The sequence below is a fragment of the Acinetobacter sp. YH16031 genome (genome assembly GCF_013417335.1).
GTDB lineage: Bacteria > Pseudomonadota > Gammaproteobacteria > Pseudomonadales > Moraxellaceae > Acinetobacter.
Genome location: NZ_VPED01000027.1, coordinates 27,913 through 47,306 on the forward strand (window position 1 = coordinate 27,913; position 19,394 = coordinate 47,306).

Sequence of the window (19,394 nt, forward strand, 5' to 3'; positions counted from 1 at the left end):
GGGAAACCTTGGCTAGATCTGACTGATCATGTGAATGGGAGATTGAGATGATTGAAATTCTGATTGTAGCGGTACTGGTTGTCTGGAGTGCGCTCGTGGTATTTAAAAAGGTATTTCCGAATACCTCACGCTCAGTCTTCCAGAAGTTGTCTGATGCCTGTGCAGCCAAAGGCTGGCATACGCTGGCGAAATGGTTAAAACCGGCTATGGCTGGTGGCTGTGGCGGTAACTGCGCCTGTCCGGCATCGGAACAAAGCTCAAGTACAAAACCTAAAGCTCAGGCAGTGAAATGGAAGTAAACTTTCATTCCGTTTGAGAATAAAAACTGAGTATGTAAATGAGTAAGGGAGTTTAGAAATAAGCTCCCTCATTTTTTTATTTTTTAAAAACTTATTGATTTATCTGGGTAAGAAGAATCCAATATTTTTCTATATATGAATGGAAGCGTTGTCTGATTTTCCTTTCAAGTTATGGCTAGCATAGTCTTAACTTTTATTCCCATGATGACTCCAATAAAAATTTATTAATTATTAAACCGATTAAAGATGAAGATTGAACGATATTTTTTTACGCCCTGACACAAAAAATGCCAGAGAAAGTCAAAACAGAAAAAGCATTCAAAACAGCAAAGTGCTACCATTTCGTCAGTTTTAAAATAGACCAGAAAATGGGGCGAAAATGTTAATACAACGTGGTGGATTAAAAGTCGTTGCTGGACTCGGGATTTCAGGTGTTGCAGCAGTCAATTTCTTATATGACCAAGGCTACCGCGTTGCAGTAACGGACTCAAGAGCGACCCCACCGGGACATGACCAGATTCCTACGGAAGTACAGACCAGTTTTGGCAAGTTTGACCAGAATTTGTTGCTCTCTGCCGAAGAAATTATCATCAGCCCGGGACTTGATCTGAAACTGCCTGAAATCCAGGCAGCACTAGGTCAAGGTATTCCTGTGGTGAGTGAAATCCAGATTTTACGTCGTGCGACGGATAAACCGATTGTGGCCATTACCGGTTCCAATGCCAAAAGTACCGTAACTACTTTAATCGGTCTGATGGCAGCGAATGCGGGTAAAAAAGTGGCGGTTGGGGGGAATCTTGGTCGTCCAGCACTGGATCTGACCAAAGATGATCCTGAACTGTATATTTTGGAGTTGTCGAGCTTCCAGTTAGAAACCACATCAAACTTGCAGGCTGAAGTGGCTGTTGTTCTGAATATGAGTGAAGACCATCTGGATCGTCATGGCGACATGATGGGTTATCACACCGCCAAACACCGTATTTTCCAGGGTGTGAAAAAAGTGGTGTTTAATCGTGATGATTCACTGACCCGTCCACTGGTTCCAGATGCAACTCCAATGCAGAGCTTTGGTTTGAATGCACCGGACATCAACCAGTACGGTATTCTCAAAGATACAGACGGCACAATCTGGCTGGCACGTGGTCGTGAACGTCTGCTCAAAAGTTCTGACATGTACATTCAAGGTACCCATAATGTGGCGAATGCCTTGGCTTGCTTAGCTTTAGGTGAAGCAATTGGCCTGCCAATGGACGTTATGCTGGATACGTTAAAAACCTTCAAAGGCTTGGAACATCGCTGCGAATTTGTTAAAGAAGTCAATGGGGTACGTTATTATAATGACTCCAAAGGAACCAACATTGGTGCAACACTGGCAGCACTTGATGGCTTGGGCATGGCAATCGAAGCCCAAGGTGGCAAAGTTGCCATTATTCTTGGCGGTCAGGGTAAAGGTCAGGACTTTACTGCTTTACGTGACTCATTATCTAAGTATGCAAAAATAGCTGTATTAATTGGTGTGGACCGTCCAATTATTGAAGAAGCGATTGCGGGTACGACTGAATTGATTCATGCGGAAAGTCTGCAGGAAGCAGTAGAAATTTGCCAGAAGCGCACTCAGGCACATGATGTCGTGTTATTGTCTCCTGCATGTGCAAGTTTTGACATGTTCTCCGGTTATCCGCAACGTGGTCGTAAGTTTGTGGCCTATGTGAATGAACTCAATTAAGAATAACAAGGATTCGTGATATGGCTGAGTTTGCTCAGACTGCGATCAATAAAATTAATCAATTTTATCAGCAGTGGGTACCTAAGCTCCCCGCTGAAGTTAATCCGCGTAATGTACTGATTTTTTGTGTACTAGCTTTGCTGTGTATCGGTTCGATCATGGTGGCATCAGCATCCATGCCTTATGCTGAACGGATGCATGAAAATGCTTTCCACTATGTAACCCGGCATGCGATCTCGATTCTGGTTGCGGCGGGTGCAGCCTTTTTAGCCTATAAAGTTCCATTAAAAGTCTGGTTCAATAACACTTTCTTTTTATGGATTATTACTATTGTTTTGCTGGTCGCCGTACTCTTTGTCGGGACTGAGGTAAACGGCTCCAAGCGCTGGATTCGGGTAGCCGGTTTTACCTTGCAAGCTTCCGAAGTCGCCAAGATCATGATGGCGATTTTTACCGCAGACTACGTCGTGCGTCGTGCTGAAGAGGTTCGTAATAATATCAAGGGCTTGGTACGTTTAAGTGCCATCATGGGTGCAACCGTTGGCCTGATTATTCTTGAGCCTGACTTGGGTGCAACGGTGGTTATTACCCTGACCATGCTCGGTGTATTCTTCCTGGCTGGTGCACCCTGGATTCAGTTCGGTGTTGCTTTTATAACCTTATTAGGTGCGTTTGCTGCTGCGATTGCTCTGGAACCTTATCGTTTACAACGTTTACTGTCTTTCTCGAATCCCTGGGAAGATCCGCTTGGTACCGGTTATCAGCTTTCCAATGCCTTAATGGCCTTTGGTCGTGGCGAATGGACGGGAGTAGGGCTAGGCCACAGTATCCAGAAAATGTCTTATTTACCGGAAGCGCATACTGACTTTATGTTGGCGATCTTAGGGGAAGAATTTGGTTTCTTGGGTATTTCTACTATTCTGATTCTGTCCTTCACCGTGATGGTCTGCTGCATCCGGATTGGGCATCGTGCCTTGCAGCATCAGTACTTGCGTGCAGGTTATCTGGCTTATGGGATCAGTATCATTTTCCTGTTACAGATTCTGGTAAACGCCGGGATGAATATGGGGCTATTGCCAACCAAAGGTTTGACCCTGCCATTTATTAGTTATGGCGGTTCATCACTTATTGTTTGTGCAGTGATGATCAGTTTGATTTTGAAAATTGATTCGACGACTCAGCAGGTCAATCCAAGCCGGGAAGAATCAAGCTTCTAGATTAGACGGACGCTGTGGATCGGGCTGAGCATGGTCAAGTACTGTGCTCGGCATGACAGTTCCACAGTTCAGGCAACGCACAAAAGCACTTTTCGCCTTGGAAAGTGGAATCAGCGGAATAAAAAATAAAGAAAAATAATTACGCTGCTGTTTGAGTTCATACCCAGAACGGGTTCGGCAGACTGGACAAAGAAACTGACTTTTCTCAATGACTTTGGTTTTCGGTCCTATACCAAAAATAAAAAACATTTTTATGATCCTCACTCGCCTTTATTATTACTTTTAGCTTAACTGAAAACCCCCTTTTATAAATAGTGACCTTGTAGCTCAGTTGTATGCGGGATTCGGGAAATATCCCATTGTGCGACGGCTTGTTCGAGCATACGAGCAGGGCGATCCAGTTCTACGGGCGCCTGACAGAGGGCTTGAAGTGCTTTTTGCAAGAGCTGGGGAGCTTGATCAAGATCCAGTGCCTGGGCCAGATTTTGCTTGGACAGTTTCTGGCCCTGATCATTCATTGCCAGTGGTAAATGCATATAGCTTAAACGTGGATAACCCAGTAATTGACCTAGGTAAATCTGACGTTCCGTGTTGTCCAAAAGGTCTGCGCCACGTACCACATGGGTCATGCCTTGCAAATAGTCATCGACTACGACTGCCAGCTGATAATTGATGATGCCATCACGACGTTTTAAGACAAAATCGCCCAAGTCTTTTTTTAGCTGTGAACAGTGTCGGCCTTGCAGGCGATCTTCAAAACAGATTTCAACATTTTCGACCTTGACCCGAATTGCCTGATGTTCAAAAGGCAAACCTAAGTCACGACAGGTGTCTTGGTAAATATGATTGGAGCCCAACATCTTGCGGGTACATTGGCAGGCATAAACCAGACCCTGCTGGCGCAGTTGCTGGATCACATTTTCGTAAATATCCAGACGATCTTTCTGATAAATGATTTCGCCATCTGGCTCGAATTCAAAAGCATCCAAGGCACGCAAAATATGTTCTTCGCTGCCGGGATAAATTCGCGGGATGTCTGTATCTTCAATACGGACTAGCCAGCGCCCCTGATGGGCTTTGGCATCGCAGTAACTAGCGACTGCGGTAATGAGGGAACCAAAATGCAAAGGGCCGGTTGGCGATGGCGCGAACCGGCCCACGTAATTCTCTTCAGCTTTCCCTCCCTTTGATAAAGGGAGGGTCAGGGAGGGATTACTTAAAGACATGCTTAACCGTTATTTTGCTTCTCTTTGATCTCTGCCAAAGTTTTGCAGTCGATACATAAAGTTGCAGTTGGACGTGCTTCCAGACGGCGCAGACCAATTTCGATACCACAAGTTTCACAGAAACCGTAGTCATCGTTTTTAATCGCTTCGATAGATTGCTCGATTTTGCGGATCAGTTTACGTTCACGGTCACGAGTACGAAGTTCGATGGCAAATTCTTCTTCCTGAGTCGCACGGTCGTTTACATCAGGGAGTGCAGTGTTTTCGTCTTGCATCGTATTTAAAGTACGATCAACTTCTGACATCAGTTCAGCTTTCCATGCCATCAAGATTTGGCGGAAGTGTTCAAGCTGCCCTTCAGACATGTATTCTTCATTTTTTTTAGGTTGATAAGGTTCAATACCAAATAAGCTAGCAGTAGAACCACCCTCAGTCGTTTTCGGCTTAGATTTGCGCACACGTTTTGTAGGTTTTTCCTCTACAACATCAGTTTGTTCATCTAAGACTTGATTTTGGTTGTCATTCGCCATTTAGGGCATTCCTCATCATATGCGTATGTTAGTACGCAAAAAATATGGTGATATGCAATTTTTATCCACCCTGTAGAAAGATTATCCTCCTACGGGGGTCGTCATCATATAGACTTTTTATGCTTTTTGATAGTCTTTGATGTCTGGATTATAGATATCACATTTCCTTTGGTTGCAATAAAGTAATTCAAAAAAAATAAAATGCAAAGTTAATAACCTGAAATTTCGGTATTAATATTTTGCTGGCTTAAGGCCACACGTTCGATATGTGTATCGAACTCCCCATTTTGTTTCAAATGTAATACACGATAGCCAGGTGCTGCCTGGTCTAGAGCGAATTCATTACTCTTAGGTTTGAACTGAACACTGGTCGATGGCGTCGATAAAAACTGGATACCCTGCCATTCATTCCAAGAATCCTGATGCACATGACCAAACAGAACCAGCTTCACATTCTGGTGCCGAGCCAGTACATCTTTCAGGTCTTCAGCATTCTTTAGCCGGTGCTGGTCAATCCAGTGTGACTTCATCGCAAAAGGATGATGATGGCAAGCTACGATCACATGCTGATTATGATATTCAAGCAATAATTGGTCCAGCTGTTCCAGTTGAACCTGTTCTACCCAACCATCTATCCGATCTTGGACTGCACTATTTAGTAAAATCAGGGTCCAGTTGCCAAAATGGATCGCATGTGCCTGATCTCGATCCTGATAAAAAGGGAAGACCTTCATGTCATCATGATTGCCCGGAATCTGGTAATAGGGCATCTGGCAAGACTGGATATACTTTAAATAACGCGTATAGGTTTCTGCGACCGGCACCTGTGCCAGATCACCGGTATGTACGAGTGCATCCATTTCTGGAAAATTATGTTGAATATGCTGCATGACTTCATGGAAGCTCTGCTCGGGATTCATATTCGCGAATTCCAGATTGGGCTGATCCATCAAATGGGTGTCAGAAATCTGGATAATGGTCCATTCTTGTAGCGATGCAGGATTGAATTGTTCCGATGTCATGTCTGCCCCCTTAAACCTGACGGGACAGCCTGTTGATGCTGTTGTAGCCATTGTAACGCCATAATCACAGGTGCATTTCTAAGGCGACCATTACTCAGCAGGGTCGGAATATCGGCATAATCCAGAATGTGCAGCTGGATATTTTCCCCTTCATCCGGCATGCCAAAAACACCGCCTTCTTCAGGCAGTTCAGTCTGGGCGACATAAAGATGAAACAGTTCCGAGCAGGCACCGGCAGAAGGATAGAAACTGAAAAGATGCTGCAAGGAATCAACGGTACAGCCTGACTCTTCGAAAGCTTCGCGGCGAATACAGGTCTCAGGCGTTTCATCACCATCTAGCACACCGGCAATGACTTCTAGTTGCCATGGCGTATCCTGATCATCCAGCCCACCAATACGGAACTGTTCAATCAAGCCGAATTTTTGCTGTTGATCGTTATACAGTAGTACCCCAGCAGCTTCAGGACGATGGATGAGCTCACGCTGCAATGCAGGTGTATAAGATTCCTGATGGAAGACACGATGACTTAACGTGACTTTTTCCACCTGAATAAATCCCCGATATAAAAACTCACGGGCCTCTATCCTAAAATCTTTTTTATTATAAGAGGCTTGTTTAATAATATTCATAACTCAGAAAAGGATGAAATAACTTATTTTTTTCATCCTATCTGAGATTTTTATGAAAACAACTGTTTTTTTTACGGTTTTACACCTTGTGGTACAATTTTTGACCAGAGTTATGAAAATCGTTTTTCATCTGCTTAAGACCGGCTTCAATCTCTGCCTGCGTTACAGCCGGGGTTTCATCAGCAGATAACTGGCTGGCATAATCCCGCACATTTTGCGTGATTTTCATTGAACAGAACTTCGGTCCGCACATCGAGCAGAAGTGAGCCGATTTATGCGCCGCTTTTGGCATGGTTTCATCATGCATGCTGCGTGCCGTGTCCGGATCCAGACTCAAGTTAAACTGGTCTTCCCAGCGGAACTCAAAACGGGCTTTAGACAGGGCATTATCACGTGCTTGAGCACCGGGATGACCTTTGGCCAGATCAGCAGCATGTGCGGCAATCTTGTAGGTAATGATGCCGTCTTTCACATCTTTCTTGTTTGGCAAGCCTAAATGTTCTTTCGGTGTTACGTAGCAAAGCATTGCGGTACCGTACCAGCCGATCATTGCTGCACCAATGGCTGAGGTAATATGGTCATAACCCGGTGCGATATCTGTGGTTAACGGCCCAAGTGTATAAAAAGGCGCTTCCTTACAGACTTCCAGCTGCAGATCCATATTTTCCTTGATCATATGCATTGGCACATGCCCCGGACCTTCGATCATCACCTGTACATCATGTTCCCAGGCACGATGCGTTAGTTCACCCAAAGTGCGTAGCTCGGCAAATTGCGCTTCGTCATTGGCATCCTGAATACAGCCGGGACGTAAGCCATCCCCAAGGCTGAAAGACACGTCATAGGCTTTCATGATTTCGCAGATTTCATCGAAATGCGTATAGAGAAAGTTTTCCTGATGATGTGCCAGACACCACTGTGCCATGATCGAACCACCACGTGACACAATACCAGTCAGACGATTCGCGGTCAGTGGTACATAACGCAATAACACACCCGCATGAATCGTGAAGTAATCCACGCCCTGTTCAGCCTGTTCAATTAAAGTATCTTTAAAAATTTCCCAAGTCAGGTCTTCGGCTACACCGTTGACTTTTTCTAGAGCCTGATAAATTGGTACGGTACCGATTGGAACCGGAGAATTACGAATAATCCATTCACGAGTTTCATGGATATTCTGACCAGTCGACAGATCCATAATGGTGTCGGCACCCCAGCGGGTCGCCCAGGTCATTTTTGACACTTCTTCTTCAATACTTGAACCCAGGGCAGAGTTTCCGATATTGGCATTAATTTTTACCAGGAAATTGCGCCCGATGATCATCGGTTCCAGTTCAGGGTGATTGATATTGGCAGGAATAATGGCACGGCCTGCAGCGACTTCCTGACGGACAAATTCAGGGGTGATTTCCTGTAAATTTTTGGCACCAAAATTCTGTCCCGGATGCTGGCGCATATCGGTCCCTTCCAGCTGACGTAAGTTTTCCCGAATCGCGATATATTCCATTTCCGGCGTAATAATGCCCTGTTTGGCATAGTGCATCTGGGTCACATTCTGGCCAAGTTTAGCCCGGCGTGGTTTCTGGATATGGGCAAAGCGGATATTGGCAGTACGGATATCGCGCAGACGTTGGCGACCAAACTCAGAACTTAAATCATCCAGCATTTCTGTGTCATTACGCTGTTCAATCCAGCCTTCACGCAGATTTGGCAGGCCTTTATTCAGATCAATTTCAACGTTTGGATCGGTATAAACCCCTGAAGTGTCATAGACCATCAACGGTGCATTATATTCACCGCCCAGACCAGTCGGGGTTTCGCTGAGAGAAATTTCCCGCATCGGCACCTGAATATCAGGACGTGAGCCTTGCAGATAGACTTTACGGGAAGCAGGCAGAATGCGGGTCAGATCACGCGCTTCCTGTTCGTGTGGAGTAAGGGGTGTTTCAGAAGAAAGATTCGTTAACTGGCTCATTGCAATGATCCTTATGAATGACATCAACGAATCAAGCACGACCAAAAACGTGGACAGAATTATCTGGGAGTAGATAAAACAAGGGTAGTCGTTTTTAGATGGCTTGATTCCTACGCAGGTATTAACCTGATCAGGTTCAACGGTACTCACTATCAAATGGCCGATAAGGCTGATTTAAGTGATCTCAGCGAGTTATTACTCGCGCTCCGTCAAGCGAAGTTAAATCTTAGCTTAGTTGGTATTTAAAAAGTAGCTTTAAATTGGGAGGGGTTGCTGATTTTCGGCTATCTCATCGATTTTTAAGAAAAGATTGTTTTAAAGACAGATCGCATCTTTAAAGCAGTCTTTATTGTAGTTCTGTGAGGGTGGGGTGACTTGAGCATAATATAAAATCTGTTCAGTGCTGGAACGGTCACGATATTCCGCAGCTAAGGCACGCTGACGCTGTTCAGGATTCATGTCCAGAAACTCTAAAAATAATTGCGCCTGTGTCGATAACTTGGATTTCTGACCACGCGCTAGACCAATAATAGTTTCCAGATGGCTGGTTTCTACCGAATAACGGTCACGATAATCCTCAGAGATTGGCGATTGCTCGCTGCCTCTGAATAGGAAATAAGTATATTGTTTCAGCAGATATTCGGCATCACGCTGATAACTGCTTTTTGGATAGGTTTGCAGATAATCTTCCCAGAATAGAGCGCGAGCGGCAATATTGGCAGCTTCAAGCTGTAAGCGTTTTTCGACCAAGACCGGTTCCATATTCTGCTCAGCCAGATTTTCAATAAATACCTTTTCGGCAGCCGGTAAATAAGGTGCAAAGATACGTGCCAGATATTCCGGGCTACGACGATATTGCAACGTGCCATTGCCCTGATCTAAGAGTTCTACATAGGCCTGACCTTTATGTTTCAATAAATACTGGTCGCGCGTAGTTAACTGTTCAAAGTGGCTTTGCTGAATGGTGGGATGTTGAGCCATATCCAGAGCATATTGCTCGAAAGCACGTTGTTGGAATTCGGTACGTTCCACATGCAGGAAGCGTTGATACATTTCTGTAGAGCGCTGCATCAGGTGTTTCTGCTCGGCCAGTTCCATGAGCGGCAGACACACTTTCAGGTCCTGATTAATCTGTTCCAGTGCAAAAGTGGTGCGCTGTTCATTAATCTGGGACATGTTTTTTTCAATATTTTCACACATGAGAGTGAAATCGTTCGCGGGAGATTGAACGGTTTTAACCTCGGCCTGTTCCATTTCAACTTGCGGTTCTGAGGATTGCTGGCATCCGCCTACGAACAGCAAACTGCTGAAAACAAAACAAACTTTGAATATCGAATGAATTCGCGTTAACACTATGCTTCAGGACTCTATATAGATGAAATCAGAAATAACTGCCTTACTGGGAGCTATATTGTATAGATCTAATTCAAGTTCTATGTGTAGTATTGTGAATGGCTTTGTTAAGCTAGGATGCGGGATGGGGAAAATAGGAGGAATATTGAATAAAATCGTGGATCTATAAGAGAAAAGTAATAAAAGTCATACGTAAAAAATCAAAAGAAATCTTTAGTATTGCTGGGTTTAAAGCGCCTTAATCTGATGATTTAAATGGCTGTAGGGGTGAAAATTATAAAATGAAATTAAAACTCATCGTCAGTGTCTGTTTATTGGGTGTCAGTCCGACACTGTTTGCGCTGGATCTGCTTGAAGCTTATCAGCGTGCCCAGCAGAATGATCCGAACTGGCAGGCGAATCTGTTGCAATACCAGTCGGATCAGCTCAATCTGGGCATTGCCAGCGGAAATTTATTGCCGACTGTGACTTTATCTGGAAATGTAACCCGTAAAAACCAGTCTGCTGATAATTCATCGATAGAAGGTTTGCCTGCCGAATTTGGGGAACTACAAGGTTCGAGTACGACCACGCGTCAGATTGCAGTCACTGCACGTCAGCCTTTATTCCGCTGGGATGCCTGGCAGGGTTATAAGCAGGTCAAAACCTCGGTAGAACTCAGCGAAGTTAATCTGCGTCTGCAAAAGCAGCAGCATATTTTACAAGTGGCAGAAGCCTATTTTAATGTTTTACGTCAGCAGTCTTTAACCACAGCTTATTTACAGGAAGAGCAGGCTTTATCAGAACAGCTAAAAATGATGAATGCCAAACTTCGAGAAGGGCTCGTGGCGAGAAGTGATGTCAGTGAAGCCAATGCCCAATACCAAAGTGCACAAGCTAACCGGATTTCTACACAGGTACAACTGGTGCTGGCACAGGAACAATTGGCTCAGTTGATTGGACCCTATCAGGAAAATCTGGCGGTTCTGCGTGAGGATTTCCAGTTTCAGAAACCTGTTCCGAGTAATATCGGTTCCTGGACTGAACTGGCACAAAACCAGAATCTGGAAATTCTACAGGCCCGTTTGCAGAAACGCTATTCGGAAGATGCCAAGCGGGTAGAGCAGGCGGCTCTCTATCCTCAGGTTGAAGCCGTCGGAACCTATGGCTATTTAAAGCAGACTCCTGAAACAGTGTTATCAACCAATGGTGATTTTGACCAGATTGGCGTCGAGGTCAACTGGAACCTGTTTACCGGGGGCCGAACCCAAAAAAGTATTCGTCAGGCCGGCGTAAATGTGCAGCGAAGTGAAGCCCAACTGGATGCCGCAATCCGCAAAGCCAACACCGATGTCAAACAGTCTTATCTGCAGGTAGAAACGGATGAGGCCAAACTCAATGCACGTAAAGCAGCGATGCAATCTTCAGATATTGTGTCTCAAGCTTCCAGAGCTCAATATCAGGAAGGTTTAAAAACCATGGTGGATGTATTGCTGGCGCAGCGTAATGCCTTCTCTGCTAAGACTGACTATCTGAATGCTAAATATGATTATTTGCTGCATGTACTACAATTACAGGCTTCAGTAGGACAACTGACAGAAAAGGAACTGGCAGAGATGAATGCCTGGCTCATTGAATATGACCGCTCTTAAAAAAGGCTAACAAGTTGTCATCAAACTTTCATGATGGTCATGCTTTAATGATATTTCATGATGTGTTCTTGCCTTTTCCTGTTCAGGAGTAGATTTCCTTGAGTCCCAATAATCCTGTGCTCAGTCATCACATTTCTTCGCAATTTAATGAAGAATTGCAGGACGTAAATACCAAGTTCATGACCATGGGCGGCATGGTAGAACAGCAGGTAGCCAATGCCATTCATGCGCTGCTGGATACAGATGCTGCCATGGCGGTTGAGGTGCAGTTTCAGGACAACACCGTGAACCGCCTGGAAGGTGAAATTGATGAGGCGCTCACCCTGATTTTGGCTCGCCGTCATCCCGCTGCCATTGATCTGCGTATGGTGCTTGCCATGTCCAAGGCCAATACCGATCTGGAACGGATTGGAGATGAAGCATCGAAAATTGCCCGTATTGCCCAGACTTTGTGTGAAGAGGGTGGTTCACCACGCGGTTATATGGAAACCCGACATATTGGTAACCAGGTTCGAGTGATGATTCATGATGCATTGGATGCCTTTGCTCGTCTGGATGTAGACCAAGCGCTGCGCGTGATGCAGGCCGATGCCGACATTGACCGGGAATATCAGTCCGCTACCCGTACTTTAATGACCTATATGATTGAAGATCCACGGCATATTAGTCGGGTGATTAATGTACTTTGGGTACTACGTTCGCTGGAACGCATTGGAGATCATGCACGTAATATTTCGGAACAGGTCATTTATATGGTCAAGGGCCTGGATGTACGGCATAGCAGTGTCGAAGAAATTGAGCAAAAATTTCAACGTTAATTAAAACTAAATAATAGTAAAAAGCCTGCATTGTGTAGGCTTTTTTTATTTCAAAAATATGTTCTTGATATTGTGAAAGCTAGACAGGATAGGAGTTCCCTAATATTACTATGAGAAAAATCACATAAATAATAATTACTAATAAGCTTTATAAATTTAATTAAAAGAAATGTGAACTATTTATCAAAAAAACATACAAAAGTTGTATATAATTTAGCAAAATGCGGGTTGATTTATGAAAATGGAATTATTTTCAGAAAGTGAAAAGATTTTTTCATGTGCTCATCAAACCTATAGATAAGAAAGAAAAACGAAGCTCTTTTGTTATCAGTCACATACTTTTGGTCTAAACCTAACCCTGCATTAATTTACTCAGTGAAATTATATATTTAAGAGAAAATTCATGATCATTGATGAAAGTCAAAGAGAAGCTTCCCGAATTTACTTTTCTGTGCAGTTAAAGTTTGTGATCGCGTTAATGGGTGCGTGTTTTTGGACCGTATTTTCTATCTGGATTGCCCAGGACTGGATGCATGATTTGAGCAGCTATATCGGTTATTTTTGGGCTATTTTCCTGATCTATGGTATTGCCATTATTCCGGGATTTATGAACTCATTTGCGGCCTTAAGCCTGATGATGGACAGACGACCTAAACGTCAGCCATTAGCGGTTTATCCAGGGATTACCATGTTGGTCGCAGCCTACAATGAAGCCGCCTCAATTGAAGATACTTTGGTCAGTATTAGCCAGCAAAAATATCCGGGAAAATTACAGGTTATTGTGATTAATGATGGTTCTCAGGATGAAACCGCAGAGATTGTCCGCAAAGCAGAATCAAGATTTCCCTGGCTGACTTTACTAGATTTAAAGCAAAATGCAGGGAAGGCGCATGCCTTAAACGAAGGTCTGAAACTTGCGGAACATGATCTGGTAATTACCGTCGATGCGGATTCCTATCTCCATCGTGTTGCCCTCATCAATATTGTTGAGCGCTATGTGGCAGATCCTCCAAATACACGTGCGGTTGCGGGTAAAATTCTGGTACGTAACTCGCGTACCAATCTGCTGACCAAAACTCAGGAATGGGACTATTTTCTGGGGATCTCGGCAACCAAACGCCTGCAATCTCTCTATCAGGGAACTCTGGTAGCGCAAGGTGCTTTCTCTATTTATGACCGTAATGCCCTGATTGAAGTCGGTGGTTGGCCTGAATGTGTAGGTGAAGATATTGTGCTGACCTGGGCCTTATTAAATGCAGGTTATCGGATTGGCCATTGTGAGGATGCCTGCCTGTTTACCAATGCACCGACGACGCTTAAAGTGTTTGTTAAACAGCGTCAGCGTTGGGCTCGTGGCATGATTGAAGCATTCATTAAACATCCTAGTATTTTAATCAAGCCAAGACTCTCTACATTTTTTATTTACTGGAACCTGTTTTTCCCATGGCTGGATATTGCCTTTACCTTTGGCTTTATTCCAGGAATCATTCTGGCATGTTTTGGACATTACTGGATTGTCGGAATCATGACTTTAGTGCTATTGCCAATGGCATTCCTGTTGGGTTTCTTAAATTATTCAATTGAACGCAGAATGTTTAATGACCTGGAGCTTAAGGTCCGCAAAAACTTCAGTGGCTTTTTATTGTATGTATTGGCCTATAGCTTCCTGCTTCAACCTGCCAGTATTTTAGGCTATATGGATGAAGTGTTAAGAACACGAAAAACCTGGGGAACAAAATGAACACTATGAAAATCGGATATGTATGTGTTCCTCTGCTCATGAGTTTGAGTACTGCCAGCCTGGCCAATGGATTAGATAAAGATCAGACATCAAGTGAACGAGCGGCTGGAACAGAATTCTTTTTGAGTGACGATAGCGAAGGCTTCCAGACTCGTAAATTGTCAGCGGAATTCTTGCCTCAATATGAAGATGCCGATCATTATCTGGGTGTACGTGGCAGTGCCTATCAATATAGGGCAGATGACTGGAAACGCGATGGTCAGAAAGTCTCATTTATTGGGCGTGATATTGAGTCCGCTACAGCCAATGGCTGGACCTTAGAAGCAGGATTATTTGAGCAAGGTGGTCATACTTTATTGACCTTTGATGGTAGTTACCGTACCGCACTTGCAGAAAAGACAGCAGTAGAACTTTTTGCCAATCGTGACTGGGTTGAAACCCAGCCTGCACTTGATGCAGGAACAAACTTTACTTTTGTTGGTGCTGCACTGGATCAGGGTTTAGGTGAACATGTCACTCTCGTGGGTTTAGCAGGAACACAGTTTTTCTCGGATGATAACCGCCGTGATCATGGTCGCCTTAGACTGATTTATCAGCCTTCACTGGATCTGGGTCTAACGCTTCAGGCTCGTTACCGTATGTATCGCAGCAGTGAAGAAGATGTAGGTAGAGAGTACTTCAACCCAGAAGATTATCAAGAATCGATGCTCGCTCTTGGCTGGCGTCAGCGTTTTGCTGGCTGGTCTGCAGGCTTAACGGCAGGCTTTGGCCGAGAAAAAATCAATCAGGATCCGAGCCAGTCTACCCGGCTATTTGAGCTTAATGTACAAAGTCCTGTTCGTGGCTCGCAATTTCTGCGGATGAATGCCGGATATAACCGCAGTGCTTCTTTCTATGGTCCGAATTACGATTATCGTTATATCAGGGGTGAATGGATTATGCGGTTTTAATACTGGACGATGAATCTTGATTTTAAGCGGTCTTTAAAGACCGCTTTTATTTTTTAGGGATAGTTGAATGAAGAGCTAACTATGCGTTTCTTCCTCTGCATCATCTTCAAAAGTCTTGGCAATTTTTTCAATATTCAGGCTCTTGGCCATTGCATCAAAAATTTCCTTATACACGCCGTCCTGATGATAAAGCGCGTCATGTTCACCGTGTTCGGCAATACAACCTTCTTTCATCACATAGGTATAGTCTGCATCAATAATCTGAGACAGGCTATGCGAAATAATAATCACGGTACGGCCTTGCTTGATCTGATCCAGACTCTGTTTAATTTGTTCTGTTGCAATGGCATCCAGGCTTGCCGTTGGTTCATCCAGAAAAATAATCGGCGGGTTTTTCAGGAACATCCGTGCGATGGCAATCCGCTGTTGCTGACCGCCGGACAGTTGCAGGGCATCGGAATCATAACCATCCGGTAGCTGTAAAATCTGTTCATGAATTGAGGCTTTTTGAGCAGCTGCAATCACCTCATCCATACTGGCATTGGTTTTGCCATAACGGATATTGTCAAAAATTGTGCCCTGGAAAATATGATTTTTCTGTAATACTAATCCGATATGATCACGCAGATATTGAGTGTCATAATCTTTTAAGTCGATCCCATCCAGCTTGATCTGGCCTTCCTGTGGTTCATAAAATTTATCGAGCAGACTGATCAAGGTTGATTTACCAGCACCAGATAACCCTACCAGTGCGGTAATGGTATTGGGACGGATTTCCATATTGATATCTTTTAAAGCATGATGCCCATTTGGATAATAAAAATTCACGCCACTTAGCTCAAATCGGCCTTTAACTGGCGGTTTTTGCTGTCCGCTTTGCTCAATTTCAGCATCCGCTTCCAGAATATTAAAGAAGCTTTCTGAATAGATCATGGCATCATTCACTTCATCATAAATCCGGTGCAACGAGCGAATCGGGGCAGAGACGTTATTAAAGAGCAGCACATGGTACATGATCATGCCGATACTCATCTGGCCATCCAGTACAAAATAGGAGGTCAGAATAATAATCAGGACTATGCCGATCTGTTCAATAAAGGTTTTTAAGCCATCAAACAGGAAGCTGGTTTGCCGGGTTTTCATCTGGTTATCGGTCAGTTCACGCTGCAAGCTCAGCTGCTTGTCTGATTCAATTGATTCCCGGTTAAAGGATTTGATGACTGTAATTGAATTGATGATACTGAGAATCCCTTGGCTCTTTTTTTCCCGGCCATCTCTCAGACTACGGCGCCATCCACCAAGTTTTTGTGCCTGTTTATAGGTGAGCCAGAAGTAGATCGGTACAATCGCTGTGGCGACCAGCCCGACATAAAAATTGGCATAGTACATCAATCCGAGCGCGACAATTGCACTGGTAAATAGAGGAAAAATATCAATGAAAAAGATCTGGACCAGTCGGGTGAGGGAGCCAATTCCGCGGTCGATCCGGGTCTGCAATTTTCCGGCCTGATTATTATCCTGATTAAAAAATGCCAGCCGATACTTTAAAAACTTTTCAATAATGCCTTGAGCCAGATCTTGGGAAATAAAAATCCGCAGCTTTTCTCCATAAAACTTCTGCCCAAACTGTACCAGCGCATTCACCACTTCCTTACCGAGTAAAATGGCAGAGATAGTGATCAGGATATGCCAGCCTTCATCTAGCCCTTGTCCTTGTTCCAGCAGTGCATTGATGCTATCGACTGCATATTGCAGGGTCAGTGCATTGACCTGAGCAGTAAAGGAACCGATCAGGGTCAGAATGAGGGTCGCAATCACCAGGAGCCGATAAGGGCTGACAAAGGGACGAAGTTTTAAAAACAGCTGCCATAAATTCATAAGCAATTATTTTTATTGTCAAAGTTGAATTTAGTCTAGGCAGGAATAAAGGTACTCACAAGAGTAAATGTTGTATTTATTTGTGAAATTAGATTGTAATTTCTCTGGATAAGTCTCAATGTTTTCAGCAAGATACTGAAAATTTTAGACTGATTTTAAAATGACTTTGGACCTGTTTTCGCCAGAACCTCAAGCGAATTTATTACCTTTTGATGGGGTGGTAGAGGATTATGGCCAGATTTTAAATGAGCAGCAGAGCCAGCAATATTTACAGCATTTTTTAGCTCATCTGGCCTGGCAAGCGGATGAAGTCACTTTATTTGGCAAGCATTATATTACTGGGCGAAAAGTCGTCTGGTATGGCGATGAACACTATCAATATCATTATTCCAGAAGTTCCAAACAAGCCCATATCTGGACACCGGGGCTATTTCGGTTAAAGCAGTATATTGAAAAATTAGTGGGCCATTCCTTTAATTCCTGTCTGGCCAATTTATATGAAGATGGTTCGCAAGGTCTGGGCTGGCATAGTGATGATGAAGCGGCTTTATATCAGGGAACGTCACAGGAAAATGTGATTGCATCCCTCAGTTTGGGGGCAACCCGCAAGATGAGCTTTAAACACAAAACAGAGAATGAAACAGTAGATCTGCTTTTACAAAGTGGTCAGTTGATTGTGATGCGAGGACAGACCCAACACTACTGGAAACATTGTATCCGGAAAACGACTCGGGTTTTAGAACCTAGAATTAACCTGACCTTTCGTTATTTTTTTCCTTAGTTAAATCTCTTCATAAAATAAAAAATATTAGTCCATTCGTATTTAAAGTTCTTTCTCTCAGGGAGAAATTAGGATAAGGGAGTTTCTTTGCTCATTGTTGAATAATTAAAAAATGATTGATGAAGGCACTCTATTGTTTTTAGATTAAAAGTACCCCAATGAACTAAAAAAGAGATTCTTCAATTCAAAAAAAATAGCATCTCGAAAGATGCTATTGCTTATATTTAAAAGAAATTTAGGGTTGCAGTCCAGCCGGATACCTATACCAGCTTTCAATCAAGAGGGCAGCAGCAATACTGTCCGCAGACAATTTTTTGCCACGACCTTGAGCCTGATAATGATCCAGTTCATCCCGTGCTTCACGAGTGGTCAGGCGTTCATCCACCATCAAGGTTTCAATATTGGTCTGATGACGTAAACGGCGGGCAAATTTTCGTGCCCGTGTCGACAGTTCAGATTCACTATCATCCATATTCAGTGGCAGACCAACTAAAAATAAGCCTGGCTGATGGCTTTTTACGATTTTCAGTAACTCATCCCAGTTCGGGATCCCATCTTTCATGGGAAATAAAGAGAGGGGATTGGCACTTTCAATCAGCGATTGGCCGACTGCCATTCCCATTTTCTGTGTACCAAAATCAAACGCCATAATGGTGTTTGGCGCATTTACATCAGGCATGTCCAATCTCGGAAGATAACCAGGTTCGGTCTACGCCCATTTTTTTATAGGCAGCATCCCAGCGGTCGTTATAAGGTAAGTTAAAAATCAGATCCATATCGGATTCACAGATCAGCCAGTCACCCCGGGCAATCTCTTCTTCAAGCTGATGTTTACCCCAGCTCGCATAACCTAATGCGATCTGATAGCGGCCTACACCTTCATTATGCGCAATCGCATCCAGAATATCTTTAGATGTGGTAATACAAACATTTTCACCCACAGCAATAGAAGAATGCCAGGTCGGCTGACCGGTATGCAGGACAAAACCGGCCTCAGGTCGCAAAGGTCCACCTTGCAACACTTCATGGGGATTGACATTATCCGCCTCAATATCCAGATCATTCAGCAATTCTTTAATTTGAATACCAGCAGGGCGGTTAATAATGATCCCTTGAGCACCATCTTCATCATGACGGGCCAAATAAATGACCGTATGCGCAAAAAAATCGTCACTTGCATGGGGTGGCGCAATCAGACAACGATGAGTCAGATATTGTTTAGTCACCTGAGCGGCTCTCCAAAAGTCTATATCGTTTGTGATCGTGGTAGATGATTTATCAGGGCAAAAGACTGGATTTTCAATTTGCAAATTGTCTATTCCTTTATTTACTTATCCCACAAAAATGCACCACTGACAACTTAGCTTTGTAGATACTGAGTATAAAAAAACTACAAATAGGTATTTTTTTTATTTTTTCAATAAATCAATAAAATCAGTTTTATTTTATTGAATGGTAAATTCTAGAGTACATTTATTATTGACTAAGAATAGACCTCTTTCATAAATCATTTTTTGCTCAGTTCCAAGTTGTAGATTCCAGCGATTAAATTGAATCTCAAACCAAGCCTTTTACCTCTATTTCGATAACGCTCAGCAAGGATTTTGAAGGTTTT

The 19,394-nt window shown here is 43.6% G+C and carries 18 protein-coding genes, 1 pseudogene and 1 riboswitch; of the genes and pseudogenes, 8 read left to right on the forward strand and 11 right to left on the reverse strand.

Features of this window, described 5'->3' with window-relative positions; all coding sequences use genetic code 11:
• Positions 1-47 precede the first annotated feature (47 nt).
• From FTV31_RS11760 to ftsW, 3 genes are all read left to right on the forward strand, one after another.
• Positions 48-299, forward strand: coding sequence for a DUF6587 family protein (locus FTV31_RS11760; RefSeq protein WP_180015011.1), 252 nt, complete (start codon positions 48-50; stop codon positions 297-299).
• A gap of 379 nt (positions 300-678) precedes the next feature.
• Positions 679-2,025, forward strand: coding sequence for a UDP-N-acetylmuramoyl-L-alanine--D-glutamate ligase (gene murD, locus FTV31_RS11765; protein WP_180015013.1), 1,347 nt, complete (start codon positions 679-681; stop codon positions 2,023-2,025).
• A gap of 20 nt (positions 2,026-2,045) precedes the next feature.
• On the forward strand, positions 2,046-3,242 hold the full coding sequence (gene ftsW / locus FTV31_RS11770; protein WP_180015015.1) for a putative lipid II flippase FtsW: 1,197 nt from the start codon (positions 2,046-2,048) through the stop codon (positions 3,240-3,242).
• Here the strand turns inward: ftsW and FTV31_RS11775 are convergent.
• The 7 genes from FTV31_RS11775 to FTV31_RS11805 all read right to left on the reverse strand — a co-directional run bounded on the left by FTV31_RS11775 (position 3,231) and on the right by FTV31_RS11805 (position 9,980).
• Positions 3,231-3,491, reverse strand: a complete 261-nt coding sequence (locus tag FTV31_RS11775) for a zinc ribbon domain-containing protein (protein WP_180015017.1) — start codon at positions 3,489-3,491, stop codon at positions 3,231-3,233. The two genes, ftsW and FTV31_RS11775, sit on opposite strands and share 12 nt — an antisense overlap.
• A gap of 56 nt (positions 3,492-3,547) precedes the next feature.
• Positions 3,548-4,468, reverse strand: coding sequence for a tRNA glutamyl-Q(34) synthetase GluQRS (gluQRS, locus tag FTV31_RS11780; protein WP_257227180.1), 921 nt, complete (start codon positions 4,466-4,468; stop codon positions 3,548-3,550).
• 2 nt (positions 4,469-4,470) lie between these two features.
• Entirely contained in the window at positions 4,471-4,998 is a 528-nt protein-coding gene (gene dksA / locus FTV31_RS11785) for an RNA polymerase-binding protein DksA (protein WP_004787252.1), read from the reverse strand.
• Between the two features lie 209 nt (positions 4,999-5,207).
• Positions 5,208-6,020 carry a 3',5'-cyclic-AMP phosphodiesterase gene (gene cpdA / locus FTV31_RS11790; protein WP_180015019.1) on the reverse strand — a complete coding sequence of 271 codons (813 nt, stop codon included), beginning with the start codon at positions 6,018-6,020 and terminating at the stop codon, positions 5,208-5,210.
• Positions 6,017-6,652 (reverse strand): NUDIX domain-containing protein, encoded by a 636-nt coding sequence (locus FTV31_RS11795; protein ID WP_180015021.1) that lies wholly within the window; start codon positions 6,650-6,652, stop codon positions 6,017-6,019. Before FTV31_RS11795 ends, cpdA begins: the two co-directional genes overlap by 4 nt.
• 79 nt (positions 6,653-6,731) lie before the next feature.
• On the reverse strand, positions 6,732-8,627 hold the full coding sequence (thiC, locus tag FTV31_RS11800; protein WP_125279497.1) for a phosphomethylpyrimidine synthase ThiC: 1,896 nt from the start codon (positions 8,625-8,627) through the stop codon (positions 6,732-6,734).
• Between the two features lie 90 nt (positions 8,628-8,717).
• A riboswitch (TPP riboswitch) is annotated at positions 8,718-8,846 on the reverse strand.
• A 96-nt stretch (positions 8,847-8,942) separates the two neighbouring features.
• Positions 8,943-9,980, reverse strand: coding sequence for a hypothetical protein (locus tag FTV31_RS11805; RefSeq protein WP_180015023.1), 1,038 nt, complete (start codon positions 9,978-9,980; stop codon positions 8,943-8,945).
• A gap of 281 nt (positions 9,981-10,261) precedes the next feature.
• Between FTV31_RS11805 and FTV31_RS11810 the strand changes: the two genes are divergently transcribed.
• The 4 genes from FTV31_RS11810 to FTV31_RS11825 all read left to right on the forward strand — a co-directional run bounded on the left by FTV31_RS11810 (position 10,262) and on the right by FTV31_RS11825 (position 15,120).
• Positions 10,262-11,611 (forward strand): TolC family outer membrane protein, encoded by a 1,350-nt coding sequence (locus tag FTV31_RS11810; protein WP_180015025.1) that lies wholly within the window; start codon positions 10,262-10,264, stop codon positions 11,609-11,611.
• Between the two features lie 98 nt (positions 11,612-11,709).
• Positions 11,710-12,429, forward strand: coding sequence for a phosphate signaling complex protein PhoU (gene phoU, locus FTV31_RS11815; RefSeq protein WP_180015027.1), 720 nt, complete (start codon positions 11,710-11,712; stop codon positions 12,427-12,429).
• A gap of 403 nt (positions 12,430-12,832) precedes the next feature.
• Positions 12,833-14,170, forward strand: a complete 1,338-nt coding sequence (locus FTV31_RS11820) for a glycosyltransferase family 2 protein (protein WP_257227182.1) — start codon at positions 12,833-12,835, stop codon at positions 14,168-14,170.
• Positions 14,167-15,120: a hypothetical protein gene (locus FTV31_RS11825; protein WP_180015029.1), complete on the forward strand. Its 954-nt coding sequence runs from the start codon at positions 14,167-14,169 to the stop codon at positions 15,118-15,120. The genes FTV31_RS11820 and FTV31_RS11825 overlap by 4 nt, the downstream gene beginning before the upstream one ends.
• Positions 15,121-15,195: 75 nt before the next feature.
• On the opposite strand, the gene FTV31_RS11830 is transcribed toward FTV31_RS11825, so the two are convergent.
• The gene (locus FTV31_RS11830; protein WP_180015031.1) at positions 15,196-16,998 is read right to left on the reverse strand and encodes an ABC transporter ATP-binding protein; all 1,803 of its coding nucleotides are present in this window, start codon (positions 16,996-16,998) and stop codon (positions 15,196-15,198) included.
• A 160-nt stretch (positions 16,999-17,158) separates the two neighbouring features.
• Here FTV31_RS11830 and FTV31_RS11835 point away from each other — a divergent pair, with 160 nt between their 5' ends.
• Entirely contained in the window at positions 17,159-17,779 is a 621-nt protein-coding gene (locus FTV31_RS11835) for an alpha-ketoglutarate-dependent dioxygenase AlkB (protein ID WP_180015034.1), read from the forward strand.
• Positions 17,780-18,014: 235 nt separating this feature from the next.
• On the opposite strand, the gene ruvX is transcribed toward FTV31_RS11835, so the two are convergent.
• The 3 genes and pseudogenes from ruvX to FTV31_RS11850 form a co-directional block, all read right to left on the reverse strand.
• Entirely contained in the window at positions 18,015-18,458 is a 444-nt protein-coding gene (ruvX, locus tag FTV31_RS11840) for a Holliday junction resolvase RuvX (protein WP_180015036.1), read from the reverse strand.
• Positions 18,451-19,005 (reverse strand): YqgE/AlgH family protein, encoded by a 555-nt coding sequence (locus FTV31_RS11845; protein ID WP_004787233.1) that lies wholly within the window; start codon positions 19,003-19,005, stop codon positions 18,451-18,453. Before FTV31_RS11845 ends, ruvX begins: the two co-directional genes overlap by 8 nt.
• Before the next feature lie 281 nt (positions 19,006-19,286).
• A pseudogene (locus FTV31_RS11850) lies at positions 19,287-19,394 on the reverse strand (IS5/IS1182 family transposase); the annotation flags it as partial.